Source organism: Terrabacter sp. FW104-15G4B (genome assembly GCF_058790095.1).
The window spans coordinates 18,323-42,539 of sequence record NZ_JBYTCI010000006.1; the positions used below are offsets into that span (position 1 = coordinate 18,323).

The 24,217-nt window shown below is 72.7% G+C and carries 25 protein-coding genes; 12 read left to right on the forward strand and 13 right to left on the reverse strand.

The features are described 5' to 3' along the window. The first annotated feature begins 29 nt into the window (after positions 1 to 29). A complete protein-coding gene (locus AC3WRT_RS06865; RefSeq protein ID WP_492720717.1) occupies positions 30 to 560 on the forward strand; it encodes a DinB family protein in 531 nt (176 codons plus the stop codon). Here the strand turns inward: AC3WRT_RS06865 and AC3WRT_RS06870 are convergent. The 4 genes from AC3WRT_RS06870 to AC3WRT_RS06885 all read right to left on the reverse strand — a co-directional run bounded on the left by AC3WRT_RS06870 (position 547) and on the right by AC3WRT_RS06885 (position 3,852). Next, the gene (locus tag AC3WRT_RS06870; protein WP_492720718.1) at positions 547 to 1,821 is read right to left on the reverse strand and encodes a DUF6596 domain-containing protein; all 1,275 of its coding nucleotides are present in this window, start codon (positions 1,819 to 1,821) and stop codon (positions 547 to 549) included. The genes AC3WRT_RS06865 and AC3WRT_RS06870 overlap by 14 nt on opposite strands. Continuing rightward, positions 1,822 to 2,253, reverse strand: a complete 432-nt coding sequence (locus AC3WRT_RS06875; protein ID WP_492720719.1) for a YciI family protein — start codon at positions 2,251 to 2,253, stop codon at positions 1,822 to 1,824. 109 nt (positions 2,254 to 2,362) lie between these two features. After that, a complete protein-coding gene (locus tag AC3WRT_RS06880) occupies positions 2,363 to 3,400 on the reverse strand; it encodes a GTP pyrophosphokinase (protein ID WP_492720720.1) in 1,038 nt (345 codons plus the stop codon). After that, a complete protein-coding gene (locus AC3WRT_RS06885; RefSeq protein ID WP_492720721.1) occupies positions 3,373 to 3,852 on the reverse strand; it encodes a helix-turn-helix transcriptional regulator in 480 nt (159 codons plus the stop codon). The genes AC3WRT_RS06880 and AC3WRT_RS06885 overlap by 28 nt, the downstream gene beginning before the upstream one ends. A 359-nt stretch (positions 3,853 to 4,211) precedes the next feature. Here AC3WRT_RS06885 and AC3WRT_RS06890 point away from each other — a divergent pair, with 359 nt between their 5' ends. Beyond that, positions 4,212 to 4,745 (forward strand): GNAT family N-acetyltransferase, encoded by a 534-nt coding sequence (locus AC3WRT_RS06890; protein ID WP_492720722.1) that lies wholly within the window; start codon positions 4,212 to 4,214, stop codon positions 4,743 to 4,745. Positions 4,746 to 4,778: 33 nt separating this feature from the next. On the opposite strand, the gene AC3WRT_RS06895 is transcribed toward AC3WRT_RS06890, so the two are convergent. Next, positions 4,779 to 6,731: an APC family permease gene (locus AC3WRT_RS06895; RefSeq protein WP_492720723.1), complete on the reverse strand. Its 1,953-nt coding sequence runs from the start codon at positions 6,729 to 6,731 to the stop codon at positions 4,779 to 4,781. A 116-nt stretch (positions 6,732 to 6,847) separates the two neighbouring features. After that, positions 6,848 to 8,173 (reverse strand): APC family permease, encoded by a 1,326-nt coding sequence (locus AC3WRT_RS06900; RefSeq protein ID WP_492720724.1) that lies wholly within the window; start codon positions 8,171 to 8,173, stop codon positions 6,848 to 6,850. 80 nt (positions 8,174 to 8,253) lie between these two features. Between AC3WRT_RS06900 and AC3WRT_RS06905 the strand changes: the two genes are divergently transcribed. After that, entirely contained in the window at positions 8,254 to 9,321 is a 1,068-nt protein-coding gene (locus AC3WRT_RS06905) for an aminotransferase-like domain-containing protein (RefSeq protein ID WP_492720725.1), read from the forward strand. Beyond that, positions 9,222 to 9,719 carry an aminotransferase class I/II-fold pyridoxal phosphate-dependent enzyme gene (locus AC3WRT_RS06910; RefSeq protein WP_492720843.1) on the forward strand — a complete coding sequence of 166 codons (498 nt, stop codon included), beginning with the start codon at positions 9,222 to 9,224 and terminating at the stop codon, positions 9,717 to 9,719. The genes AC3WRT_RS06905 and AC3WRT_RS06910 overlap by 100 nt, the downstream gene beginning before the upstream one ends. On the opposite strand, the gene AC3WRT_RS06915 is transcribed toward AC3WRT_RS06910, so the two are convergent. Continuing rightward, the gene (locus AC3WRT_RS06915) at positions 9,682 to 10,872 is read right to left on the reverse strand and encodes an MFS transporter (RefSeq protein WP_492720726.1); all 1,191 of its coding nucleotides are present in this window, start codon (positions 10,870 to 10,872) and stop codon (positions 9,682 to 9,684) included. The genes AC3WRT_RS06910 and AC3WRT_RS06915 overlap by 38 nt on opposite strands. A 52-nt stretch (positions 10,873 to 10,924) precedes the next feature. Next, complete coding sequence (locus tag AC3WRT_RS06920; RefSeq protein ID WP_492720727.1) at positions 10,925 to 11,839, reverse strand: cation diffusion facilitator family transporter; 915 nt, start codon at positions 11,837 to 11,839, stop codon at positions 10,925 to 10,927. Positions 11,840 to 11,951: 112 nt separating this feature from the next. Between AC3WRT_RS06920 and AC3WRT_RS06925 the strand changes: the two genes are divergently transcribed. Continuing rightward, the gene (locus AC3WRT_RS06925; RefSeq protein WP_492720728.1) at positions 11,952 to 12,932 is read left to right on the forward strand and encodes a DUF389 domain-containing protein; all 981 of its coding nucleotides are present in this window, start codon (positions 11,952 to 11,954) and stop codon (positions 12,930 to 12,932) included. A gap of 28 nt (positions 12,933 to 12,960) precedes the next feature. Here AC3WRT_RS06925 and AC3WRT_RS06930 read toward each other — a convergent pair whose 3' ends face one another. The 3 genes from AC3WRT_RS06930 to AC3WRT_RS06940 all read right to left on the reverse strand — a co-directional run bounded on the left by AC3WRT_RS06930 (position 12,961) and on the right by AC3WRT_RS06940 (position 14,877). Next, entirely contained in the window at positions 12,961 to 13,608 is a 648-nt protein-coding gene (locus AC3WRT_RS06930) for a hypothetical protein (RefSeq protein WP_492720729.1), read from the reverse strand. Between the two features lie 97 nt (positions 13,609 to 13,705). Beyond that, positions 13,706 to 14,485, reverse strand: coding sequence for a pentapeptide repeat-containing protein (locus AC3WRT_RS06935; protein WP_492720730.1), 780 nt, complete (start codon positions 14,483 to 14,485; stop codon positions 13,706 to 13,708). Next, complete coding sequence (locus tag AC3WRT_RS06940) at positions 14,482 to 14,877, reverse strand: DUF2237 family protein (RefSeq protein ID WP_492720731.1); 396 nt, start codon at positions 14,875 to 14,877, stop codon at positions 14,482 to 14,484. Before AC3WRT_RS06940 ends, AC3WRT_RS06935 begins: the two co-directional genes overlap by 4 nt. A gap of 41 nt (positions 14,878 to 14,918) precedes the next feature. On the opposite strand from AC3WRT_RS06940, the gene AC3WRT_RS06945 reads away from it, so the two are divergent. From AC3WRT_RS06945 to AC3WRT_RS06965, 5 genes are all read left to right on the forward strand, one after another. After that, positions 14,919 to 15,368 (forward strand): hypothetical protein, encoded by a 450-nt coding sequence (locus AC3WRT_RS06945; RefSeq protein WP_492720732.1) that lies wholly within the window; start codon positions 14,919 to 14,921, stop codon positions 15,366 to 15,368. A 14-nt stretch (positions 15,369 to 15,382) separates the two neighbouring features. Then, positions 15,383 to 17,599, forward strand: coding sequence for a penicillin acylase family protein (locus AC3WRT_RS06950; protein WP_492720733.1), 2,217 nt, complete (start codon positions 15,383 to 15,385; stop codon positions 17,597 to 17,599). Positions 17,600 to 17,744: 145 nt separating this feature from the next. Continuing rightward, positions 17,745 to 18,791, forward strand: coding sequence for a hypothetical protein (locus AC3WRT_RS06955; RefSeq protein ID WP_492720734.1), 1,047 nt, complete (start codon positions 17,745 to 17,747; stop codon positions 18,789 to 18,791). A 94-nt stretch (positions 18,792 to 18,885) separates the two neighbouring features. Continuing rightward, the gene (locus tag AC3WRT_RS06960) at positions 18,886 to 19,353 is read left to right on the forward strand and encodes a hypothetical protein (RefSeq protein ID WP_492720735.1); all 468 of its coding nucleotides are present in this window, start codon (positions 18,886 to 18,888) and stop codon (positions 19,351 to 19,353) included. Positions 19,354 to 19,386: 33 nt separating this feature from the next. Continuing rightward, complete coding sequence (locus tag AC3WRT_RS06965; protein WP_492720736.1) at positions 19,387 to 20,469, forward strand: DNA polymerase IV; 1,083 nt, start codon at positions 19,387 to 19,389, stop codon at positions 20,467 to 20,469. Between the two features lie 13 nt (positions 20,470 to 20,482). On the opposite strand, the gene AC3WRT_RS06970 is transcribed toward AC3WRT_RS06965, so the two are convergent. Then, positions 20,483 to 22,129, reverse strand: coding sequence for an FAD-binding dehydrogenase (locus AC3WRT_RS06970; RefSeq protein ID WP_492720737.1), 1,647 nt, complete (start codon positions 22,127 to 22,129; stop codon positions 20,483 to 20,485). 159 nt (positions 22,130 to 22,288) lie between these two features. On the opposite strand from AC3WRT_RS06970, the gene AC3WRT_RS06975 reads away from it, so the two are divergent. Further along, positions 22,289 to 22,897: an ATP-dependent Clp protease proteolytic subunit gene (locus tag AC3WRT_RS06975; protein WP_492720738.1), complete on the forward strand. Its 609-nt coding sequence runs from the start codon at positions 22,289 to 22,291 to the stop codon at positions 22,895 to 22,897. A 23-nt stretch (positions 22,898 to 22,920) separates the two neighbouring features. Further along, entirely contained in the window at positions 22,921 to 23,532 is a 612-nt protein-coding gene (locus AC3WRT_RS06980) for a ClpP family protease (protein WP_492720844.1), read from the forward strand. A gap of 152 nt (positions 23,533 to 23,684) precedes the next feature. On the opposite strand, the gene AC3WRT_RS06985 is transcribed toward AC3WRT_RS06980, so the two are convergent. Next, entirely contained in the window at positions 23,685 to 24,188 is a 504-nt protein-coding gene (locus tag AC3WRT_RS06985) for a helix-turn-helix domain-containing protein (RefSeq protein WP_492720739.1), read from the reverse strand. Positions 24,189 to 24,217 lie beyond the last annotated feature (29 nt).

The following is a 24,217-nucleotide window of genomic DNA, read 5'->3' on the forward strand; positions in this document are numbered from 1 at the left end:
TCGCGGCTCGGACACTAGCGTCTGGGGCCATGACGTCCCAGCGCACCGATCCTCCGCTCGCCGCCGACGAGGCCACGACGCTCGTCGCCTTCCTCGACTACCACCGCGACACCCTCCGGCTCAAGACCGAGGGGCTCTCGGGCGAACAGCTGGCCCAGCCGCTTTCGCCGTCGACGCTCACGCTCGGCGGCCTGCTCAAGCACGTCGCGCTCAACGAGGCGAGCTGGTTCGGGGAGGTGCTGCACGGCCGACCCGTGCCGGAGCCGTGGGCGGGCGCCGACTGGGACGCCGACCCCGACTGGGAGATGACGTCCGCTCGCGACGACGGTCCCCAGGAGCTGCGCCGCCTCATGGACGAGTCCGTCGCGCAGGCGCGTCGCGACATCGACGCGGCGCTGGCCGCCGGCGGGCTCGAGTTCCGCTCGGCCACGCTGTCGCGCAAGGACAACCAGCAGTTCACGCTGCGCTGGATCCTGCTGCACATGATCGAGGAGTACGCCCGCCACAACGGCCACGCGGACTTCCTGCGCGAGGCGATCGACGGCGTCACGGGCGAGTGAGACCCGCCCGACGCAGGCAGAAGCGTCGCAGCGGTTCGACGGGCATGACGTCTGCGAGGTCGCGGTAGCGGGCTGACGCCTGTTCCCGCCGTCCGGTGCGCCACTCGAGGTCGGCGAGGGCGAGGCTCGCGTCACGGCTGGCGTATGCCGGGGCGCCGCCTTCCAGCGCCACCAGCTCCGCCTCCACGGAGGCCAGGGGCCGCCCGTTCGAGGTGGTCGCGAGGATGCTGTGGGCCGTGGCGACGAGGCGGGCGACCCGGACCGAGGGAGAGGGCCAGCGGTCCTCGAGCGCGCCGTAGAGCTGGACGATGCGCGGCCAGTCGGTGCGCTCGAACGAGCTTGCGCTCGAGTGCAGGCCGGCGATCGCCGCCTCGATCGCGAAGCGCCCGTCGCCCGCGGCCGCGACCGTCGCGTCGTCGAGGCCGGCCCGCAGCAGGGTGAGGTCCCAACGGGTCCGGTCGACCTCGTCCAGGGCGAGGCCCGTCCCGCTGTCGTCGACACGGCCGGGACGGCGCGCCAGGCCGAGGCGGATGACGGCGCGCAGCCCTCGCACCTCGCTGTCGTCGGGATAGGCCGCGACGAGCGCGTCGGCGATGGACAGGGCCTGGCGTCCGGTATCGGCGAGACCGTCGGCCGGGTCCAGAACGGTGCGGTGGGCGACCGTGAACATCCCTGCGACACAGGCGGTCACAACCGGAAGGCGGCGTGCCCGCTCGGTCACGTCAGGGACGTGGAAGGCGCCACGCGCGTCGGCGAGGGCGCGCTTCGCACGGGTGAGGCGGGCGGCCGCCGCCGTGTCCTGCACCCCGAGGTGGCCGGCGATCTCCGGGATGGTGAGGCCGCACACGACGCGCAGAGCGAGGACCATCCGGGACGCGGGGGAGATCGCCTCGTCGCAGGCGACGAAGAGCAGGGCGAGGCGGTCGTCGAGGCCCTCGCGGGAGAGGTCGTCGGCATCCATGACGGTGCGATCGGTGAGGTGCCCGGACCGGGGGTCCGTCTCGGGGCGGGCGAGCTCGGGAGCCAGACGTCGCTCGACGCTCCGGCGCCGGGAGTCGTCGAGCCAGGCCCGTTTGGCCACCGAGGTGCACCACGCGGCATACGACTCGATCGGCGCCCCGCCGTCGCCCTCGTGGGCGGCGGCGCGGGCGACGGCCTCGGCGGCGTACTCCTCGGCCTCGTCGAGGCTCCCGGTGAAGGAGGCGAGGGCGCGCACGATGCGCGGCCACGCCTCCTCGAACTCACCTGTCCCGAGTGGCACTCACATCCCCGTCGGGAAGACCTTGCGCCACTCGATGTGGCCGCCGGTCGGCACGAGTGCCGCGATGCGGCGAGCGGTGTCCTCGTCGTCGGTCTCCACCATGTAGAAGCCGGTGATGACCTCGGAGGTGTCCGCGAAGGGACCGTCGGTGTAGACGGCGTCCTCGACGAGGCGGCCCGCGGCGCCGGGGACGACCGTGCCGCCGTGGCGGCTGTTCTGCAGGGCCGCACCGCCGACGACACGGGCGCCCAGGTTGGCGACGGCCTTCTGGAAGGCGGTGTGCTCCGGGAACATCCCGTCGGTGTCGGGTGCCGCGCCGGGAGCGCCCGGGTCCTTGCCGGCCGGACCGGCGTCCGTGGTGGTGTTGCCACCGAGGTACGCGTCGGAGTCCCAGTCGCCCTCGTGGATCATGTAGACGTATGTGTCGGCCATGGCCGGCTCCTTCTCGTTCAGGTGCGCGATGCGCAGGTGGCGACCCTCGCCACATCATCCTGACGAACTCGAGCACCGGAAATCGACACGTTGCCGAGATCGGTTCGGATCACCCGCCCGCGAGGCGCTCCAGGCGGCCCTCCAGGGACGCCCTGCGGTGGGCGTTGCCCTCGAGGTCGAGGTAGCGCGTGCCGAAGGTGGCGAGCAGGGCGTCGTCGAGCCGGCGCACCGCGCCGGGAGGGTACTTGTAGCCCATCCGCTCGATGAGGTCGGCCCCGTCGACCGGAGCGATGACCTCGGCCAGCGCATCGACGGAGGTGATGCCCAGCTCGAGCAGCAGGCCGGAGACCCAGGTGTAGTGGTCGGTGCGCGACCAGCCGGCGTCGGCATACTCGGCGGCGAGGAACTTGGCGAGGTCCTGGGCGCTGATGCGTGCGTCCTGCTCGGCCGCGTCCGGTGGGGTCGCGGGCAGCGCCATCTGGAGCCGGTCGCGGATGGCCGAGAACTCGCGATCGGCGAGCTCGATGAGCCCGGCGGCCAGGGTGAAGCGGCGGTCCAGGTCGTGCGCGTGCTCCTCGGGGACGGTGCCCTTGTAGCGGATGTCGTGCTCGAACTCGGCCCAGGCGTGCTGCAGCACGGTGCGGATCTGGACCGACGCGCTCCGACGTCGCAGCGGTTGGTAGGAGGCGGGGACGGTGCGGCTGGCGTCGACCGCGACGAGCAGGTGGCGGCTGGCGTAGCCGAACCGGCCGGAGCGCGCCGTCTCCAGGCCCATGTCCCGGTCGTCGAGCACGGCGAGCTCCTCGGCGAGCAGCTCGGCGACGGCGGCGACGTCGTCGTGGACGTAGGTGATGACGCGCACGCCGATCTGGTCGGTGATGTCGGTGAGCGGCTCGGGGTAGAGCAGCTCACCGTCGCGGCGTCGCTCGGCCTTGGAGGCGAACGAGGCAACGGACTTGGTGCGGCCGCTGACGCTGAGGTAGTTGATCCCGGCCTCGTCGAGCAGCAGGGTCACCATCTCGACGAACAGGCCGGTGGCGGCCTCGACCTCGGGGCGGACGGCGGCATACGCCCGGGCAGCCTCGCTGATCTCGCTCGGCACGGTCGTCGCGTCGTCGCTCACGCCTGCACCATCGCTGTCGGACATGCGGCCATCCTGCCGTGCCGCCAGCTCCGGCGGCGACCGGCGGTCACGGAACCACAGAGGTCCTCCCTGTCCGACGCTCCCCAGCCATGCCGCACGCCCCACCACGTGGGGATGCCCGGGCCCACCGCCGCATGGGCCGGGAACGCACGCAGCGCCGCGTCGACGTGTCCGACGGCGCCGTCGTCGTCCCAGTCGTGGCACCGCGGTTGGATGTCGTCGCTGGCGGGGCACGGGAAGAGGTGGGTGAGTTCGATGCTGAAGCCCAGCACGCGGTAGAGCGACAGCGCGGCGTCGAGCGTGAGGCCGTGATGACCGCTCTCGAGCCGGGAGATGCGGCTGTGCGAGACGCCCAGCCGGTCGGCGAGCCCGCGCTGGCTCAGCAGGTAGGTGCGGCGCACGTGGCGCAGCGCGTTGCCGAAGGCGTCGGGCCCATGGCTGATGGGGACGGTCATGGACGCAGGGTGACCGGCCGGGGCGCCGGCGCGTCGTCGAGAAAGCAGTCCTGTGGACAAAGGCCGGCCCGGCCAGGAGGGATGTGGACGACCTTGCCGAGTCCCGGCGGGGAGGGCTGGCTGGCGTGCTGATGCGGCCGCATGATGGCTGTTGCCGCAGAGGCTGTGCGTTGGGTCTTGGGGTGACTCAGCGGTCATTGTGTGTGACTACGCGTGGTCGGGAGCGTGCGCGTCACTGGAGGACCCAACGCACAGCGGGCGGCGGAACGGTCGGCGTGGTGCGCGTCGCGCCGCCGGAGCGCCGGCGGGGCGCCGGGAATCCTCTGGACGCACGTCGAGTCGAGTGCGAGCGTGGCGCCATGGAGCTCCACACCACCCGCCTGATCATCCGTCCCTGGTCGCACGACGAGGCGGACCGCCTGCTCGACATCCAGGGCCGCATCGAGGTCGTGAAGTGGCTGGGCGACGGGGAGCCGGTCCTGATGAAGGACCTCGACGAGGCGCACGCCCGCATCGACCGTTACCAGGAGCGCAGCGAGACACCGCCGCTCGGCTTCTGGGCGGTCCAGGTGCGCGAGACCGGCGTGATCGCCGGCTCGGTCATCCTGCTGACCCTCCCGAACGCCGACGACGGCGAGGTGGAGCTCGGGTGGCACCTGCACCCCGACTCGTGGGGCCACGGTTTCGCGACCGAGGCCGCGACTGCGGTCATGCAGCACGGCTTCGACGGCGGCCTCCCCGAGATCTACGCCATCACCCACACGGCGAACGAGCGGTCCCAGGCCGTCTGCCGGCGGCTCGGCATGGACGACCTCGGGGTCATGGAGAAGTGGTACGAGGGAGCGTCCCGCGTCTACCGCGCGACACCCGGGCGCTGGGCCGACCGGGCCTGAGTCGCAAGGCCCCGCTCAGCCGCGCGGCGCCGCTCAGCCGCCGACGTGCACCTGCGGCCGGCGGGCGGCGTCGGGCTCGGCCCTGCGGATGATCTCGTGCGTCAGCGGCGGGATGTCGCCCTCGCCGGCGAGCAGGAAGCGCAGCACGTTCTGCCCGGGCGCCTTCTCGCTCCACTCGAAGTAGATGTGCGGCGGCTTGCTCACCCGGTCGCGCACGTCGAGCAGCACGGCCGCCAGCACGTTGGGCACGGACGGCCCCGTCGCGCGCAGGATGTAATGCCCGCCGACGACGGCCGAGCCGACGTGCACGGTGGTGGCGAAGTCGCTCGCGTCGCTGATCTCGACCTCGAGGAAGATCGCGCCCTGCCTGGCGTTGAGATGGTTGCGCATCCGCACGTCGAGGGACTTCGCCCGGTACTCGTCGCGGTCGCCGGCGTTGATCTTGTTCGCGATGAAGCGCAACGGCTGCGGCCCCAGGACGGCATCGTCGAGGATCGCCCGCGCGCTGTCGTCATAGACCACCCGCTGCACCCGCAGCTCCGTCGACCGCACGATGCGGGACCAGACGCTGATGACGACGATGAGCGCGATGAAGATCAGCGCGATGACGAGACCCTCGGGGCGCTGCTCGATCGTGATGGTGATCGTGTAGACGAAGATCGCGCTGACCACGGCGAAGAATGCCGCTGCCGCGCGGTGGCCCCGCCGCAGCTCCGTCAGGAACACGGCGATCGCGGCGGAGGTCATGAGCGCGAGCACGCCGGTGGCATACGCCCCCGCCTGCTCGTCGACGTTGGCCTGGAAGGCGAGCGTCACGGCGGCAGCGATGAACGACAGGACGAGCACCAGGGGCCTGGTGGACCGCGCCCAGTCCGGCGCCATGCCGTAGCGCGGCAGGTAGCGCGGCACGATGTTGAGCAGCCCTGCCATCGCGGACGCTCCGGCGAACCACAGGATGCCGATGGTCGACACGTCGTAGACCGTGCCGAAGCCCTCACCGAGCAGGTCGTGGGCGAGGTAGGCCAGCGCGCGCCCGTTGGCCGGGCCGCCGGGCTGGAAGGCGGGGGGCGGGATCAGCAGCGTCGTGACGAGCGAGGACCCGATGAGCAGCACGCTCATGATGAGCGCGGCGGTCGTGAGCAGCTTGCGGGCGTTGCGGATGCGGCCCTCGGGCTTCTCCGCGGTGTCGGTCGGGTCGCCCTTCACGAGCGGCATGACGACGACCCCCGTCTCGAAGCCGGAGAGACCGAGGGCCAGCGCCGGGAAGACGAGCAGGGAGGCGCCGATGATCCCGAACGGCGCCGAGTGCGCCGACGTCATGGCCGAGATCCAGTCGCTGAAGGCCGTCGGGTGGTCGCCGATCGCGATCACCCCGCTGACGAGCACGACGAAGCTCAGCCCGAGATACGCGACCACGAGGACGACGGCGATGCCGATCGCCTCCTTGAAGCCCTTGAGGAAGATGCCGGCGAGGCACAGGAGCAGCGCCAGGGTGACGCCGACCTGCCGGCCGGTCAACGTGGACTTCAGGTAGGGGTTCTCGATGAGGTGGGCGCTCGCGTCGGCGGCGGAGAGGGTGATCGTGATGACGAAGCCGGTCGCCACGAAGCCGATGAGACAGAGCACGAGGATCTTGCTCGGCCAGTAGGACAGCAGCCGCTCCAGCATCGACAGGCTGCCGTCGCCGTGCGGGCTCTCGGCGGCGACCCGGCGGTACATCGGCAGCGCCCCGAAGAGCGTGATGAGCACGAGTACGAGGGTCGCAACCGGGGAGAGGGCGCCGGCGGCGAGGGCCGCGATGCCCGGCTGGTAGCCGAGCGTTGAGAAGTAGTCGACACCCGTGAGGCACATGACCCGCCACCACGGCTGCACGTGCTTCTGCTCCCGGGCCTCGCTCTCCCGCTCGTAGTAGCCGCCGGGGTCGGCCTCCTCGGCGTCGAGGAACCACCGTTTGAGTGGGGTACGTTCCGTCCGCTGTGTCGTCACGGCGGCGAAGTCTAGGGCGCGCCGCTGGGAGTGCCGGACATGGCTGGGCGCCGCCGGCCGCTGCTGAACGCCGCTGGACGCGGTGCCACAGAGGGTCGCCGCCAAGGAGGGCGGAATCAGCTGCGCGCGGCCGACCGGCGTCTGCGGGACTGGTAGGCCAGGGACAGGCCGACGACCGCGAGGGCCCACAGGGCGTGGACGCCGTTGGCCACGAGCAGGGCCAGGGCCGACGTGAAGGCGACGGCGGCCGTCCACCAGCCGAGGGTGCGCTGCGGCAGCAGCCGCAGGGCAGCGGCGGTGCCGAGGACGTAGACGAGCGTGAAGCAACCGGTCGCCAGCAGCATCAGCGGCGTCAGGCCGAGGTCGAGCACGACGGCGAGCAGCAAGGAGACGGCCGAGGCGACCGTCACGAGGGCGATGCTGCGGCGCGGTACCTGACCGGCCTCGCCGCCTTTCGCCAGCCACTGCGGCAGCGCGCCGTCGCGGGCCAGCGCCGCCCCCAGCCTCGACCCGCCGGCGTAGTACGCGTTCATGGCCCCGACGGTGAGCAGGACCGCGGCGACGGCCGTCACGACGCGCGCCTGGCCGCCGAGGGCGATCGCCATGAGGTCCGAGAGCGGTGCCTGGCTGCGACCCGTGGCGGGCCCGAGCACGAGGACGCTCGTCGCGGCCAGTCCCAGGTAGAGCACGCCGACGACCGCGACGGCGATGCCCGTGGACCGGGGCACGTCGCGGCGGGGGTCGCGGTAGTCCGCGGCCAGCGAGGCGACGGCCTCCCAGCCGGCGAAGCCCCACACGAGCACGGTTGCGGCCGTGCCCACGGCTGCCCAGCCGTTCGGGGCGAAGGGGCTCAGGGACGCCGTGCTCCCGTGCGGCAGCGCGACGGCGATGGTCGCCGTGATGAGCAGGGCCAGGACGCTCGCGAGCCCGAGCTGGACCCGGCCCGAGAAGCGCAGCCCGGCCAGGTTCATCACGCCAGTGCCGAGGACGAGTGCCGCCGCCACCACGACCGAGGTGGTGCGGCCGCCGCCCACGACGTCGGCGACGTAGCCGCCCGCCATCATCGACGCCGGAGGCGCTCCGACCGGGATCGCGAAGTAGAAGCACCAGCCGACCGCCCCGGCGGCCCGGTCGCCGAAGGCACGACGGACGTAGGTCGAGACGCCTCCGCTGTCCGGGTGGCGCGCCCCGAGGGCCGCGAAGGTGCTGGCCAGGGGCACGGAGAGCAGCACGAGCGCCGCCCACGCGAGGAGCGAGGCCGGGCCGGCGACCTCCGCCGCCAGGGCAGGCAGGGTGATGACCCCGGTCCCCAGAACCGCACCGACGGACAGGGCCGTGCCCTGGGCGACGGTCAGGGCGCCGCGGGTCGCGGCCGAGACGCTGCCCGTTCCGGAGCCGGCAGCGGCGCGGTCGGACCGGGTGATGCCTCGGGTCGTCGCCATGCCCTCAGAGTGGTCGTCGATTGGACCGGTCAGAAGAGCCACTTCTTGCCAACTGGTTTGGTCCACCCTAGGTTGCGATGATGGACCTCCACGTCACCGTGACCGGTTCCGGTGACCTCGCCGCCCAGATCTACGCCCAGCTGCGCACCGCCGTCCTCGACGGCCGTCTTGCCGGGGGAGACCGGGTGCCGGCCTCCCGGGACCTCGCGGCGACGCTGGGGGTGTCGCGCGGCACCGTCACGACGGCATACGACCGGCTCGTCGCGGAGGAGCTGCTCGAGAGCCGCCGCGGCGCCGGCACCTTCGTCGCGGCCGGCTGCATGCTGCCGGGGCGGGGAGCTGGACGCCGGGCCCGGACGGGGGCGGTCACACCGGTGCCCCTGTGGTCGACCGGTGGGCAACCGGCGCCCGGACCGGCGGGCGCGGCCCACGACTTCTCCGTCGGTGTGCCCGACGAGTCGCTCTTCCCCCTCGCGACCTGGCGACGTCTGGTCAGCGGCACGCTGCGGCGCAGCCGGCTGTCCGCGGGCACGTACGACGAGCTCTCCTCGCCTCGTGCGGCGAGCCGCCTCGAGGCGGAGATCGCGAGGTATGCCGGTCTGTCCCGCTCCGTCGTCGCCTCGGCGGAGGACGTGGTGACCACCTCAGGGGCGCAGCAGGCGCTCGACCTCATCGCGCGCGTCCTGGTCGAGCCCGGTGACGTCGTCGCGGTGGAGGACCCCTGCTACGCGGCTGCGGCCCGGCTCTTCACGACCCACCGCGCCGTGGTGCGTGGCGTCCCGGTCGACGGCGAGGGCATCGTCGTGGAGGCGCTGCCCGAGACAGCGCGTGTCGTCTACGTGACGCCCTCGCACCAGCACCCGACCGGTGTGGCGATGTCTCGCTCACGACGGATCGCCCTGCTGGAGTGGGCGGTCCGGCACGATGCCGTGGCATCGAGGACGACTACGACAGCGAGTTCCGGTTCGCCGACCGACCCCTCGAGCCGTTGCAGAGCCTCGACCGGGATGGTCGCGTCGTCTACGTCGGATCCTTCTCCAAGTCGCTGCTGCCGGCGCTCCGGGTCGGGTATGCCGTGGCCCCGACCTCCCTCACGGCTGCCCTGCGCGAGGCCAAACGCGTCAGCGTCTGGGACGGTGACGCGGTGACCCAGGGGGCGCTCGCCGACTTCCTCGCCGAGGGCCACCATGCCGCGCACGTGCGGCGCGCCGCGAAGGTCTACCGCGCTCGGCGGGAGGCCCTGCTGGACGGGCTCACGAGGCGCGACGGGCTCGCCGACTGGCTCGAGGTCATCCCTTCGGCCGCCGGACTGCACCTGTGCACGATGCTGGGCGATCCCGCCATCGACGACGTGGAGGTGGCCCGAAACGCTGCGAGCGCAGGCGTCTTCGTCGAGCCGCTGTCCGTCCGGTACCTGGAACAGCCGGCCCGCCACGGGCTCGCGTTCGGCGTCGGCGGCATACCCCTCGAGGGCATCGCGCCCGCCTTGGCTGTGCTGCGGGACGTCCTCAGCTCGATGGAGTCGGGACACCCCGCCGACGGATGATGGCGAACTGCGTCGCGAGCGGGATGATCCCGAGCACGAGGACCATCGGGACGGCGAAGCCCAGGCGCAGGTTGTCGGAGCCGACCGCGCCGGTGAGGACGGCGCCCAGCAGCGCTCCGACGTAGTTGAACTGGTTGAAGCGCGCCACGACCTGATCGGTCTTGTCGATGTGCTCGCCGGCCGAGTCGCCCTCACCACCGGCGAGCGCCCCGGCGGCCGAGAAGCTGAGGGGCGCAATCGTCGCGACGGCCCCGCCGAGCACGGTGAAGCCGACGACGGCGACTGGCCACGTCGGTGCGAAGACGATGACGGCGAGGGAGGCCGAGGCGACCACACCGCTGATCCGCAGGAGCCAGACGGCTCCGTGCCGGTCGACGAGGCCGTCGCCCACCGCGCGGGCGAGCAGTGTCGCGACGAGGTAGGGCAGGGTGGCCAGGGCGGCGAGGTTGGTCGGGGCGTTCAGGGTGCCGTCGAGGTAGACCGGGCCCCACGTCGTCGCGGCCGTGTCGACCATGTAGAAGAGGACCAGCGCGACGCCGATCAGCACGATTCGCCGCCAGGGTACGTCCACGGTCGCGTCCGTCTCGACGAGGCGGTCGCGGCGCACGTAGGGCGCGGCCAGAGCCGCGACCGGGAAGGCGAGCAGCGGCAGCAGCGCGGGGCCGAGCTGCACGCCTGACGTCGCGAGCGTGACGAGCGTGCCGAGGATGCCGCCGGCGGTCCAGAAGGCATGGAACGAGGGCAGGATCGGGCGGCCGTAGAGGTGCTCGACCGTGACCGCCTGCATGTTCGAGGACGCGTCGACGAGCCCGAGGGCCAGGCCGTAGGCGGCGAGCCCGGCGACGAAGATGCCGAACGCCGGCGCGACGAGCAGCGCCGCAAAGCCCACGGTCGCGAGGACGAGCCCCACCCGTACGACCACGGCGCTCGACGAGCGTGCCGCCACGACCTCGGCGACGACCGAACCCAGCCCGGCGAGCAGGACCACCATGAGGAGCAGTCCGCTGACGGCGAGCTCGTCGAGCGACCACTTCAGCTGCACCTGGGGGAGCCGGGTCGTCAGGGAGATGAAGAGCAGGCCCTGCACGAAGAAGGCGGTGCCGGCGGCGAGCCGAGCCCGCAGCAGGGGGGACAACCGCGCCTGAAGGGTCACGGTCGGTCACCCTGTCGGTCGCGGGACCCGCCGTCAAGGTCCCGGGAGGTCCTCACCAGTCGGCGCCTCGGCACTGGCTCCGGTCGGTGGTCTCGACCTGCAGCGTGGCGTGGGCGACGTGGAAGCGCTCGCGCAGCATGCGGCTGGCCGCGTCGAGCACCTCCGGTCCGGCGTCCGCGCGTGCCGTGACGAGGTGCGCGGTCGCGACGTCCATCCCCGAGGTCAGCGTCCACACGTGGAGGTCGTGCACCTCGGTGACCTTCGGCACCTCGGCGAGCGCGGTCAGCAGCTCGGTGGGCTCGAGGCCGGTCGGGGCGTGCTGGCCGAGGACGGCGAGCACCTCACGACCCAGCCCGACGGCGCGCACGGCGACGAAGACCGCGATGGCGAGCGCGACGACGGTGTCCCACCGCGCGCTCCCGGTCGCCCGGACGAGCAGGGCCGCGGCGATGACGCCGATGGAGCCCACGGTGTCGCCGACCACCTCGAGGTAGGCGCCCTTGACGTTGAGGCTCTCCGCCGCGCCACCGCGCAGCAGGAGCAGGGCGGCGAGGTTGACGACGAGGCCGATCACGCCGACGACGAGCATGGTGCCCGAGGCGATCTCGGGGCTCGACCCGATGCGCCCGATCGCCTCGACGGCGATGTAGACCGAGACGCCGAGCATGAGCAGCACCGCGAGCCCGGAGGCGAAGACCTCGGCGCGGTACGACCCGAAGGTGCGTCGACCGGTCGTGTCGGCGCGCGTCGCGATCCGCGTGGCGACGAGCGCGGCGCCGAGGGTGACGACGTCGGCGGCCAGGTGGCCGGCGTCGGAGAGCAGCGCGAGCGAGCCGGACACGAGGCCCGAGACGAGCTCGACGACGAAGTATGCCGCCACGAGCCCGAAGGCGACCGCGAGCCGCCAGCGGTGCCGTCCTCCCGCGTGACCGGTGGCGCCGTGCGTGTGGCCGTGGGAGCGGCTCACGTGGGGGACCCGCCGCCATGGCTCATGGGGGCCCCCTTCGCCGGAACTGATCTCTCGATGTCACTGTCGGCGGGGAGGGCCGGGGTGTCAACCGCGCGGCAGACTGTCGGACATGCTGAGACTGACCGCCACCATCCCGAGCGAGCTGACCGAGCAGGTCACGCAGGTGCTCGCCGACTCCACCGCGGTGAGCACGCTGTCGGTCGTGCGGGGCGCCGCCGTCCGTCCCGTGGGCGACGTCGTGGAGGCGCACGTGGCCCGCGAGGGCGCCAACGTGCTCGTCGACCGGCTCCGCGACCTCGGCGTGCACGAGGGCGGGATGCTGCAGATCGAACCGGTGACGACGTGGATCTCGCGCGCCGGCTTCCAGGCCGACGAGGAGACGCCCGGCAGCAGCGCCGACGCCGTCGTATGGGCCCAGGTGGCGCAGCGCTCGTACGACGACAGCGAGCTGAACTGGACGTTCCTGTCGTTCATGTCGCTCGCGACCCTCATCGCCGGCATCGCCATCGTCCTCGACTCGCAGATCCTGGTCATCGGCGCGATGGTCCTCGGCCCCGAGTTCGGCGCCATCGCCGCGCTCGGCGTGGCCCTCGTGCGCCGGCGGCCGCTTCTGCTGGCCGTCGCCGCCCGAGCCCTGGTCGTCGGCTTCGGCGTCGCCATCCTCGTCACGTGCCTGGCCGGCCTCGCCGGGCGCGCCCTGGGCTGGGTGACGCTCGAGGACATCACGGGCAAGCGGCCGGCGACCGGGTTCATCTACTCACCGGACAAGTGGTCGTTCATCGTCGCCGTCCTCGCGGCAGCGGCGGGCGTGCTGTCGTTGACATCCGCCAAGGTCGGCGGCCTGAGCGGGGTCTTCATCTCCGTGACCACCATCCCCGCTGCAGGCAACGTGGCGCTCGGCCTCGCCTTCGGCGCGTGGGCCGAGGTGCGCGGGAGCGGGCTGCAGCTCGTCCTCAACATCGTCGGCATGGCCCTCGCGGGGTGGGTCACCCTGGCCCTGCAGCGCGCCGTCTGGTCACGGGTGCCGGCTCCGAGGTCCCACTCGAGGCTGAGTCGCCGCGTCCACGCAGAGCCGCCTCACCGCAGCTGAGCCACCGCAGCTGGCGGCGGTTGCCGACTCAGCGAGTTGTCGTGGTCGGCCGTGGGACGGGCGCCGGCAGCGCGAAGGTCGTCGCGAGCGCGCCATTGACGAGCGAGAGCAGCACGGCGGTCTCCTGCCGGATGACGGCGTAGCGGCTTTGTGCCACAGGCGAGTTCGCCGCAGTTTCCCCGGAGGCTGCCTGCGCGAAGAGCACCAGCGAGCCCAGCCGTCCGTAGTAGCTGGGGGCGTCGAGCCCGGGCGGTGGGCCGTTGGCGCGTAGCTGGGCGAGGTGCTGGGCCAGCAGGTCCAGCTGGAGGGCTGCCGCACTGCCGGTCAGGGCCATCCGGTCCAGGACCCGCACGTCGCTCACCAGGTTGCCGTAGCCGGCCAGGGCGGCGGGCCGGTTGAAGACGGTGCTCGTGGTGAGGCTCGGGTGCGGCAGCGCCGTCACGGTGACGGTCGGCGTGGCCGTGACCGTTGCGGTCACGAGCACCCTCGCCGTCGCAGTGACCGTCCGGGTGTCGATCTGCGTGACGGTCACGGTCTGGGTCGGCGCCGGCGGCCCCGTGGCTCCCGTGGCCCCCACCACCTGGCTCAGCTCGACCTGCGGGGTCCCGGAGGAGCAGCCGGCCAGGCCCAGCGCAGCGAGCAGCCCGGCAACAGCTGTGGCCTGGGCTCGGCGCACGGTCGACTCCGGTGCTCGACGGGGACAGTGGCTCGATTGTGCGTGCTGGGGGGTCCCGGCGTAGCGCTTATGGGGGAATGATCCTGGCGGTCAGGACTCAGGTGCGCGCAGCGGCGAGCTGCGGCCGGGTGAGGAAGAGCGCTCCGTCCAGCCGGGCACCGCGCAGGTCGGCGTCGCGCAGGTCCGCTCCGAGCAGGTCGGCCCAGCGCAGGTCGGCGTCGCGCAGGTCGGCGGCGATGAGCAGCGCGCCCCTGAGGTCGGCCGTGCGCAGGTCCCGGGCCCGCAGGTCTGCACCGACGAGGTCGGCACCGGCCCGCACCCGTCGCGGAACCTTCCGTATGCCGTCACGCCGCCGACGGTGCCCCCGCGCGGTCGCGCTCGCGGTCCGCAGGAGCTCACCCACCCTGGACCGCAGCGCCACGAGGTCGACGGCCAGCACCTCCTCCGGTCCGCCCGCCGTGGCGGCGTCGACCTCGCGACGAGCCACGGCCAGCGCGGCTCGGGTGGTGCCGTCGGTCTCCAGCTCGAGCGCCTCGAGCAGGTGGGCGATCATCTCGTGCAGCTGCCGCATGACGGGCAGGACGGCATACATCCTCGGAGCCTGGTCGGGCGCCTCGCTCCACGAGACCCCTCTGAAGGTGACCTGCGAGACCTGCTGGCCCGCGCCGAAGCACTCGAAGGTCACGCAGCCGCGCCAGCCCTCGGCGGACAGGCGGTCGTGGATGCCGCACCGGTGGTCGGCGAGCAGGTTGCGGCACGGCTCACCCCCGGCCTTGTCGACGGGGAAGTCGGCCGACCGCGCGAAGGGCAGGGCGACGCAGCAGAGCCCGAAGCACCGGCTGCAGTCGGCCTCGAGCCGCCCCGGGCTCGTGGTCACAGCAGCGACCCGGGGTCGTCGGGGATGTCGACGGCATAGGACTGCAGCAGCTGGAGCGGCATCACCTCGAGGGCCCGCTCGTGGGTCGCAGCGAGGAGAACCGGCGCGGCCGCACCGTCCTGGTGGGCCTGCAGCCAGCGGCTCGCGACGACGCACCACCGGTCGCCCGGGGTCAGGCCGGGGAAGCGCCACTCCGGCCGGGGCGTCACCAGGTCGTTGCCGACGCTGCGCTGGTGCTCGAGGAACTCCGCAGTCGCGACGACGCAGACGGTGTGGCTGCCACGGTCCTCGGGGCCGGTGGTGCAGAAGCCGTCGCGGTAGAAGCCGGTCATCGGGTCGGTGCCGCACGACTCGAGCTCGCCGCCGAGGACGTTGCGTTCACGGCCTGCCATGACGCCAACCTACCGGCCCCTCGGCTCGCTACGCTGGGGCCATGCTGGGGGTCGAGGAGTACGAGCAGGACTACATCGACGCCTGCCGCTCCCGGATGGAGTCGCAGATCGCGATGTTCCAGGAGGTCGCCCGAGCCGCCCGCGACCACGGTGACGCCGATGTCTCCGGACTCGAGGGGGCTCTCGACTCCCTCGAGTACGAGTACTTCAACAACATGCTGCTCGTCCTCGAGGGCTACTTCGTCCACCGCCTGCGCGGCGTCGAGGGCAAGGACGGCAACGCCCTCAACGAGGTGCGCGTCGTGGCCCGTTCCCTGATGGAGAACGGCGGCACGATGATGGCCGACCCGCAGCTGCGCCTCGATCCCGGGCGCAGCGTCCTGCACCTCCAGGTCGGCGACCCCATCACCCTGACCGGCCAGCAGTACCGCCGGATCTCCGACGCCTTCCTGCGCGAGATCGAGAGCCGCTTCGCGCGGTCGCACGAGTGACCGGCGGCGGCTGAGTGACCGAGCGGCCGCAGGTGCGGCGTGACGGCCTCGGCATCCCGCACCTCACGGCCCCCGACGTCCTGGCGCTCGCCCGGCTGCAGGGGCGCGTCACCGCGCTCGACCGCGGGTGGCAGGTGGAGCACCACCGGTGGCGCATGGAGGGCCGCACCGCCGAGTACGTCGGCGCCGCAGGCCTCCCCTGGGACCGCTTCGCCCGGCAGGTGTGCCTCGAGCCGACCGTCCGCCGCTGCTTCGAGCGACTCGACGCCCAGACGCAGGCGTGGCTGACGGCATACGTCGACGGGGTCAACGACACGCTCGCGGAGGGGCTCGTGGACACCCCCGAGATCGCGTCGCTCGGCCTGCGTTCGTATGCCGCCGCTCCCCGTCCGTGGGAGCCCTGGACGCCGCTCGGCATCTTCTGGGGCATCCACCTGCTCTTCGGCACCTTCCCGTCCAAGCTCTTCAACGCACACGTCGCCGACCACCTCGGCGCGGACGCGCTACCGATGTTCGACGCGGAGGGCGCCGAGCGCGCGCAGGCGTCGGGGAGCAACGCCTGGGTCGTCGGGGGGCACCGCACGGCGAGCGGCCTGCCGCTCGTGGCTGGCGACCCGCACCGCACGATCGAGCTGCCCGGCTGCTACCAGCAGGTGGGGCTGGCCTGCGACGAGTTCGACGTCGTGGGCTTCACCTTCCCCGGGGTCCCGGGCGTGCAGCACTTCGCGCACACCGGCTCGGTCGCGTGGGGCATCACGAACGCCATGGCCGACTACCAGGACCTGACGGTGGAGTCACTGCGGCACAAGGGAGTCGACGCGAATGGGGGCCCGCTGCTGGAGGCTCGTGGGATCGACGGGTGGCAGCCGGTGAGCAGCTTCACCGAGACGGTGCGGGTGCGCGACGGCGCGGACGTTCGCGTGCCGGTGGTCGTCACGGCGCGCGGACCCATCGTGAGCGGCCTCGAGGCGGAGCTCGACCGCGCGGCCGCGGAGGTCAGGGCGGCTCGGGAGTGGACCGGCGAGGGTGAGCAGCCTCGCGGGGCGCCCCCACCTGCCCGCAGCCTGCGTACGCCGACGCAGGTCGAGGAGGATCTCGGCTTCGGGGCCCTGCTGCCGCTGCTGCGCTCGCGGACGGTCGCCGACGTCGAGGAGGCGCTCTCCCGCTGGGTGGAGCCGGTCAACAGCGTCCTCGTCGCCGACGTGTCGGGCCGCATGCGCCACCTCGTCGTGGGCCGGGTTCCCGAGCGCGACGCGGTGGGGACCGTCCTGCCGGTGCCGGCCTGGGACGCGCGGCACACCTGGCACGGCTACCGCCGGGGACCGGCGCAGGAGGTCCGCGACCTCATGGTCAGCGCGAACGACCGGGCCAGCGGCGGCGGGCTCGGCGTGGAGTACGCGACTCCCTTCCGTGCCAACCGGATCCGTGCGCTCATCGAGTCGCGCACGGCCCTCACGGCTGACGACTGCGCGGCCATCCACGTCGACACCCTCAACGGGCAGGCGCCGCTCATGTGCGAGCTCGTCGCAGCGGCCGACGTCTCCGGGCCGGCCGACGACGTCCGGCAGGAGCTGCTCGCGTGGGACGGACACAGCGATGCGGGCAGCTGCGGCGCGGCGCTCTTCGCGTCCTGGCGCACCTCGCTGGTCCGGTGGTTCGCCGAGCACCCGAGCCTCGCGGCCCTGCACGAGCCGGCCGGGATCTCGCCGCTCTTCGCCGCGTGGACCGACGTCGTCACCCAGATCGGCGTCGGCTGGCACTCGATGGCGCGGCTGGGTCCCGAGCACGGGATCGACGTCGCACAGGGCGTGCGCGTGGCCCTCGAGCGGGTGGCCGCGGAGACTGGCCGGGGGAGGGGCCCCGCGCCGAGCCCGGGCACGGGCACGGGCTCGGGCGCCGTCTGGGGCGAGCGCCACTGGCTCTCGCCGGCACACGCCCTCGACGTCGGTCGCGACGCCACGGCATCGGCCGGGTTGGTGCCCACGGTGCCGCGCGCCCCGGTCGGCGGCGACAAGGGATGCGTGCTGGCGGCCGCGAGCGCCCCCGGCGTGACGGACCAGTGCTACGGCGGCCCGGTCGCACGCTACGTCTGGGACCTGGTCGACCGCGACGCCAGCCGCTGGGTCGTGCCGTTCGGGGCGAGCGGTGACGCCGGCGACGTGCACTTCGCCGACCAGACGCCGGCGTGGCTCGTGGGCACTCTGCACCCCGCTCAACTGGACAAGCGCTGAAGGCCGCTTTGCCTTTCTTTTACCCTTTGTGGTGCAAAGGCTGACTCTGGGCCCTAGAGTTCTCGCGGAGCAGTCCACTCCGCCCACGACGGAAGGTGGGGGGCCGGTGCAGCAGGACGAGGACCTGGTCCGACACACTGTGTCCGTGAAGTCCGATTTGTCCCATTGGGCGGCCCTCGACGACGCCGCCTTCACGCTGCCCGAGCGTCCGGGCCTGCTGATCGAACCGGTCGACCTGCTCGCCGACCCTGCACGTCCCCGCGTTCCCGAGGGCGCGATCCCGGGCTTCACCACGCTCGCCGCTCTCGTCGCCTTCAGCTGCCTCGTCGGCGGCCCCACGGGCGGCCTTGTCGTCGTTGGGGTCTCGACCCTGCTCACCGCGAGTGCCGCGCTCGTCCGCGGCCCCTTCTCGCTGGCACGCGTGGGTGGACCCCGCGGGGCGGGCGTCCTGCTCGGGGTGGCGGTGGCCGCCCTCATCGTCGGCTCCGTCACGACCCACGACCGGCGCCCGGCGGGCACCGTGGCCGGCTCGCCGGTCGCCGTCGACGGGACGCGGGCCGTCGAGTCCGAGGCTGCGTATGCCGCCCTCCGCACACCGGCAGCACCCTCGCCCACCGCGACGGCGGGCGTTGGGCCTTCCGCCTCCGTGTCGTCGGCGGTCCCTGCGGTCGACGAGCCGTCCGCGACGTCGTCGAGCTCCGCCATCCCCTCGGCCCGTGCCACCTCGGTCGGGACCGCATCGCCCGCCCTCCCGGAGGCGGCGGCAGACCGAGCGACCGCCGGGCCCTCCGTCCCCGGGCCCTCCGTCCCCGGGCCCTCCGTCCCTGGGCTCGGCGCGATGGTGCGGGCGTCGACCCCGGCGGCCGAGGCGCTGACGCTCTCACTGGATGCGCTGGACCCGAGCCCCGCCACGGTGACCGTCACGGTGCCTGCAGCGCCGCGCGGCGCGACGTCGCCCAAGGCGTCGAAGCCATTCCCGGCCGGCAAGGCTCCCAAGCCCACGGCAGCCAAGCCAGAGGCCGCCAGGACGAAGGCATCGAAGCCGAACGCGGCGAAGCCGAAGACGGGAAAGACGTCGCCTCGATCCTCGACGGCCGTCGCGCGCAGCGCCGTCACCGAGACGAAGGTCGGCACGGCGGCGAGCCCACGAACCGTTCGTGAGTTGATCTGGTCAGATCGCCCGGCACGCTGACGCACGCCGAACCGGTTGCGGCGCCGAGGGCGTCGGCCCAGCGCTGCGCGGCAGCGGCTGGTGCGTGTGCCAGAGTGACCCCGTGGGGAAATCAATGACCCGGGCCACGATCATCTGGTTCGTCGGCGCCGCGGTCGTCGGAGCGGGCGCCGGTGGGCTGCACCTGCTCCGCTCGGAGATCGGTGGCGCCCACACCGGACTGCCCCTCGCCGTGTCGGCCTTCGCGCTGACGGCACTTTCGGCCGCCATGCTCTTCCACGGCGTCATGGTCGCGGCCCATGAGCAGGACGATGCAGCAGGTCCCGGCCCGGACCTCTTCGACGATGACGACGAGTTCGAGGTGGACGACCAGGCGGACGAGGCCGAAGGGGTCGACGCGGCCGGCGAGGTCGAGTTGCAGGAGTCCGGGACCGTCCACCACGCCGACGACGTCGAGGACGCCGACGACCTCCAGGGGCCGGCGCACGACGAGGGACCGGCCGTCTACACCTTCCGGGGCGGCAAGCCGGTCAAGGACCGGTCGCGGCGAACCGGTCGGCGCGATGGCTTCCCTCGCGGCTGACCCGCGCCTCGGCCGGCCGGGCACAATGGCGAGATGAGCGCCGGCCCGGCCCACTGGGTGCTGCACGTCGACCTCGACCAGTTCATCGCCGCGGTCGAGGTGCTGCGGCGACCGGAGCTCGCCGGCCGGCCGGTGATCGTCGGCGGCCGGGGGGACCCGACCGAGCGGGCCGTGGTGTCCACGGCCAGCTACGAGGCCCGTCAGTTCGGTGTGGGGTCGGGCATGCCGCTGCGGCTGGCCGCGCGCAAGGTGCCCGATGCGGTGATCCTGCCCGTCGACGCCCCCGCGTACACCGAGGCGTCCGGGCAGGTGATGGACGCGCTGCGCTCGCTCGGTGTGGTGGTCGAGGTGCTCGGCTGGGACGAGGCGTTCCTCGGTGTCGGAACCGACGACCCCGAGGCCTTCGCCGACCGGGCCCGCGCCACGGTGCTCGACGCGACCGAGCTGCACTGTTCCGTCGGCATCGGGGACAACAAGGTGCGTGCCAAGATCGCGACCGGCTTCGGCAAGCCTCGTGGTGTCTTCCGGCTGACTCGTGAGAACTGGTTCGAGGTCATGGGTGAGCGACCCACCATCGACCTGTGGGGCGTGGGCTCCAAGGTGTCCAAACGCCTTGCCGCGCATGGGATCGAGACGGTGCGTCAGCTCGCGGATGCCGAGGAGTCCGTCCTGGTCGCCGAGTTCGGCCCACGGATGGGGCGCTGGTACTCCGAGCTGGGTCGCGGGCTCGGCTCCGCCGTGGTGGACGACTCGCCGTGGGTGGCTCGGGGACACAGCCGCGAGACCACCTACCAACGCAACCTGACGACGCCTGACGAGGTGCGTGACGCGGTCCGGGTGCTCGCCTCCGAGGTCTTCGACGACACCGTCAAGGAGGGGCGGCCGGTCTTCCGGGTCACCCTCAAGGTCCGGTACGCGCCCTTCTTCACGCAGACGAAGGCCAGCAAGCTGCCGGCGCCGACGAGTGAGCGGGACGACGTCGTCGCTGCAGCCGTCGCCCTCGCCGGGAGGCTCGACCCTGATCGGGAGGTGCGCCTGCTCGGTGTCCGGGCCGAGATGGTGATGCCGGAGGAGGGCGACCCCGTCGAGCGCACGCCCGTGCGGGGCCGCCTCTGACGCGTCGCCGCGGTCAGAGGGCGGCGGCGACCGCCCGGCCGGCGGTGCGACCGCTGAAGAGGCAACCGCCGAGGAAGGTGCCCTCGAGGGAGTTGTAGCCGTGCATCCCGCCCCCGCCGAAGCCGCTGACCTCGCCCGCGGCATACACGCCGGGCAGCGGCTCGCCGTCGGCACGGAGCACCCGTCCTGCGAGGTCGGTCTCGAGCCCGCCGAGCGTCTTGCGCGTCAGGATGTTGAGGCGGACCGCGATGAGCGGGCCGGCCTTCGGGTCGAGCAGCTTGTGCGGGCTCGCCACGCGAATCAGCCTGTCGCCACGGTAGTTCCGCGCGCCGCGGATGGCGGTGACCTGCGCGTCCTTGGTGAAGTCGTTGTCCAGCTCGTTGTCGCGCGCCCCGATGGTGCGGCGCAGCGACTCGAGGTCGATGAGCCCGTCACCCGTGAGGGCGTTCATCCGGCGCACCAGGTCCGCGAGGGTGTCGGCCACGACGAAGTCCTCGCCATGGCGCTTGAACGCCTCGACCGGACCGGGTGCTCCGCCGCGGGCCCGGCCGAGCACCTGCCTGACGTCCCTGCCGGTGAGGTCGGGGTTCTGCTCGGAGCCCGAGAGCGCGAACTCCTTCTCGATGATCCGCTGGGTCAGCACGAACCACGAGTAGTCGTGGCCGCTGCGCATGATGTGCCCCAGCGTGCCGAGGGTGTCGAAGCCGGGGAAGTACGGCGCGGGGAAGCGTCGGCCCCGCGCGTCGAGCCACAGCGACGACGGGCCGGGCAGCACGCGGATGCCGTGGTTGTCCCACACGGGGTCCCAGTTGCGCAGGCCCTCCGTGTAGTGCCACATCCGGTCCGGGTTGATGACCCGGCCGCCGGCGGACTGGGTGATGCCCAGCATCCGGCCGTCCACGTGGGCGGGGACGCCGGCGACCATGCGGGCCGGCGGCGTGCCGAGTCGCGCGGGCCAGTTGCGCCGCACCAGGTCGTGGTCGCCGCCGATTCCGCCGCTCGTCACGACGACCGCCTGCGCTGCGATCTCGAAGTCGCGGACCTCCTCACGGCTGCTCGGCCGGCCACGCTCGGCGCCGTCGTCGACGAGGACGTGACCGCGGACGCCAGTCACCGCGCCTGCGGTCTCGACGAGCTCGTCGACGCGGTGTCGGAAGGCGAAGGTCACCCGGCCGCTCGCCTCGGCTGCGCGGACCCGGCGCTCGAACGGCTCGACGAGACCCGGGCCGGTGCCCCACGTGATGTGGAAGCGCGGCACGGAGTTGCCGTGCCCGTCGGCGCGGCCGTCGCCGCGCTCGGCCCAGCCGACGACGGGGAAGAGGCGGTGGCCCCGCTCGTGCAGCCACGCGCGCTTCTCGCCGGCCGCGAAGTGGAGGTATGCCTCGGCCCACTTCCGAGGCCAGAAGTCCTCCTCGCGGTCGAACTGCGCCGAACCCATCCAGTCCTGCGTGGCGAGCTCGAGGCCGTCCTTGATGCCCATGCGCCGCTGCTCGGGGCTGTCGACGAGGAAGAGGCCCCCGAAGCTCCAGAAGGCCTGGCCGCCGAGGGACTGCTCGCCCTCCTGGTCCACGAGCACGACCCGCTTGCCGCGCTCGGTGAGCTCTGCGGTGGCGACGAGCCCGGCGAGGCCGGCTCCCACGACGACGACGTCGGTTTCCATGGGTCAGATCATGTCACCCACGACTCCGCGAGCCGGAGGTCGAGCCATCTGGCCGACAGCGCTGACTAGCCGTTGCCCGCCGCTCGCGTACGCCGTCGGCGAATCCGCCGGAGGCAGAGCGGGATTCCACCGCTGCGGCTGGGCCTGCACGCTGGGTGCATGACCGAGAACCCCATGCCAGCCCTCCTGGACGACCAGCTGTCGATGCAGCTGCTCCACCAGCGGATCATCGTGCTCGGGGCGGAGGTCGACGACCCGATCGCCAACCGCATCACCGCCCAGCTGCTGCTGCTCTCGGCCCGGGACCCCCGCGCCGACATCAGCCTCTACGTCAACAGCCCCGGTGGGTCGGTCACTGCGGGCCTCGCCATCTACGACACGATGCGGGTCATCCCGAACGACGTCTCCACTCTCGCAGTCGGTTTCGCTGCCTCCATGGGGCAGTTCCTGCTCGGCGCAGGCACCCCGGGGAAGCGCTTCGCGCTGCCGAATGCGCGGATCATGATGCACCAGCCCTCGGCCGGCATCCAGGGCACCGCGGCCGACGTCGAGGTCCAGGCCGCCAACCTCAAGGCCGTCAAGCAGCGCGTCAACGAGCTCCAGGCCCGGCACACCGGGCAGACCGTCGAGCAGATCACCCGCGACAGTGAGCGTGACCGCTGGTTCAGCGCAGAGGAGGCTGCGGCATACGGCATCGTCGACCACGTCGTCAGCACCCTGACCGACGTCCGCCCGGTCGGCGTCGAGCGCAAGGTGGGCCTGCGATGAACAGGTCGCTGTCGCAACCGGCGATGAGCAGCTACACGATGCCCTACGTCGTCGAGCGGACGCCGGCAGGTGAGCGCAGCTTCGACATCTACAGTCGCCTGCTCCAGGAGCGGATCATCTTCGTGGGCACGGAGATCGACGACGGTGTCGCCAACGTCGTGATGGCCCAGCTGCTCCATCTCGCGGACGTCGCACCCGAGCGTGAGGTGTCCCTCTACGTGAACAGCTCTGGCGGTTCCTTCACCGCCCTCATGGCGATCTACGACACCATGCAGTTCGTCCAGCCGCCGATCGCGACCTACTGCCTGGGGCAGGCGGCGTCTGCGGCCGCGGTCCTGCTCGCAGCAGGTGAGTCGGGTCGGCGCTTCGCGCTGCGCCACGCTCGGGTGCTGCTCCACCAGCCGTCCGCCGGCGGCCAGGGCACGGTGAGCGACCTCGCCCTCCAGGCCGACGAGCTGCTCCGCGTGCGGGCCCAGGTCGAGGAGGTGCTGAGCCACCACACGGGACGCTCCGTCGAGCAGCTGCGCGTCGACACCGACCGCGACAAGGTCCTCACGGCGGAGGAGGCGGTGGAATTCGGCATCGTCGACCACGTCGTGGAGCGCGCAGCGCAGGCGTTGCCGGTCGCGCCCTGACCGGCGGCTTCGTCCAATCTGTGGCACGCCGATCCGTGCGGTGCCAGAGTGCCAGCGTGCGAGGTGCTCGGTCGAGTGACCCGGCGCCGAGGGCTCTCAGCAGCTGTATCCGTCACGCCCACCCGGCAACTGGTCGACGCGAGTCAGCCAGGTCACGCCTCGACGTCCGCACGGTCGGCTGGCAGCGTCCGCTCCACCTGCGCAGCGTCTGCGCCGCCGTCCAGCAGGATGAGGACACGAGAGCCGGACACGAGCGGCCGGGAGATCGCGGCGGCCCGACCGACGTCGTCCGGCACGTCTCGTGCGTCCCCGCCCAGTGACCCGACCAGGAAGGTCAGGCCGCGCAGGGTGCTGAGCGGCGCGTGCATGTCGTGGCCCCTGAGGTCGAGGTAGAGCTGGTCGCTCGGGCACTCCCCGTGCTCGCGGTCGGGAAGGGCGCGAGCGGCGGCCTCGACGAGAGAGCGCCGCCCGTCGGGACCCAGCCGGAGCCCCGCTGCGAGCAGGTCGATCGTGTCGGCCCGCGGGTGGCGCCGCTGGCCACGCTCGAGCGCGCTGATCCCCTCGACGCTGAGGCCCGACCGTTCGGCCAGAGCCTCCTGCGTCAGGCCCGCGCGCTTGCGCAGCCGTCGCAACGTCCTCCCGAAATCGTCGTCCATACCGTCCCCTGATGCGGTCTGTGGCCACG

Excerpts from the sequence above, each read along its gene's own strand:
- AC3WRT_RS06945 (WP_492720732.1), top strand. The coding sequence starts at position 14,919 with ATGCTGGGGGTCGAGGAGTACGAGCAGGACTACATCGACGCCTGCCGC.
- AC3WRT_RS06970 (WP_492720737.1), bottom strand. The coding sequence starts at position 22,129 with ATGGAAACCGACGTCGTCGTCGTGGGAGCCGGCCTCGCCGGGCTCGTC.
- AC3WRT_RS06985 (WP_492720739.1), bottom strand. The coding sequence starts at position 24,188 with ATGGACGACGATTTCGGGAGGACGTTGCGACGGCTGCGCAAGCGCGCG.
- AC3WRT_RS06980 (WP_492720844.1), top strand. The coding sequence starts at position 22,921 with ATGAGCAGCTACACGATGCCCTACGTCGTCGAGCGGACGCCGGCAGGT.
- AC3WRT_RS06880 (WP_492720720.1), bottom strand. The coding sequence starts at position 3,400 with ATGTCCGACAGCGATGGTGCAGGCGTGAGCGACGACGCGACGACCGTG.
- AC3WRT_RS06925 (WP_492720728.1), top strand. The coding sequence starts at position 11,952 with ATGCTGAGACTGACCGCCACCATCCCGAGCGAGCTGACCGAGCAGGTC.
- AC3WRT_RS06900 (WP_492720724.1), bottom strand. The coding sequence starts at position 8,173 with ATGGCGACGACCCGAGGCATCACCCGGTCCGACCGCGCCGCTGCCGGC.
- AC3WRT_RS06890 (WP_492720722.1), top strand. The coding sequence starts at position 4,212 with ATGGAGCTCCACACCACCCGCCTGATCATCCGTCCCTGGTCGCACGAC.
- AC3WRT_RS06865 (WP_492720717.1), top strand. The coding sequence starts at position 30 with ATGACGTCCCAGCGCACCGATCCTCCGCTCGCCGCCGACGAGGCCACG.
- AC3WRT_RS06960 (WP_492720735.1), top strand. The coding sequence starts at position 18,886 with ATGACCCGGGCCACGATCATCTGGTTCGTCGGCGCCGCGGTCGTCGGA.
- AC3WRT_RS06905 (WP_492720725.1), top strand. The coding sequence starts at position 8,254 with ATGGACCTCCACGTCACCGTGACCGGTTCCGGTGACCTCGCCGCCCAG.
- AC3WRT_RS06965 (WP_492720736.1), top strand. The coding sequence starts at position 19,387 with ATGAGCGCCGGCCCGGCCCACTGGGTGCTGCACGTCGACCTCGACCAG.
- AC3WRT_RS06940 (WP_492720731.1), bottom strand. The coding sequence starts at position 14,877 with ATGGCAGGCCGTGAACGCAACGTCCTCGGCGGCGAGCTCGAGTCGTGC.
- AC3WRT_RS06885 (WP_492720721.1), bottom strand. The coding sequence starts at position 3,852 with ATGACCGTCCCCATCAGCCATGGGCCCGACGCCTTCGGCAACGCGCTG.
- AC3WRT_RS06975 (WP_492720738.1), top strand. The coding sequence starts at position 22,289 with ATGACCGAGAACCCCATGCCAGCCCTCCTGGACGACCAGCTGTCGATG.
- AC3WRT_RS06875 (WP_492720719.1), bottom strand. The coding sequence starts at position 2,253 with ATGGCCGACACATACGTCTACATGATCCACGAGGGCGACTGGGACTCC.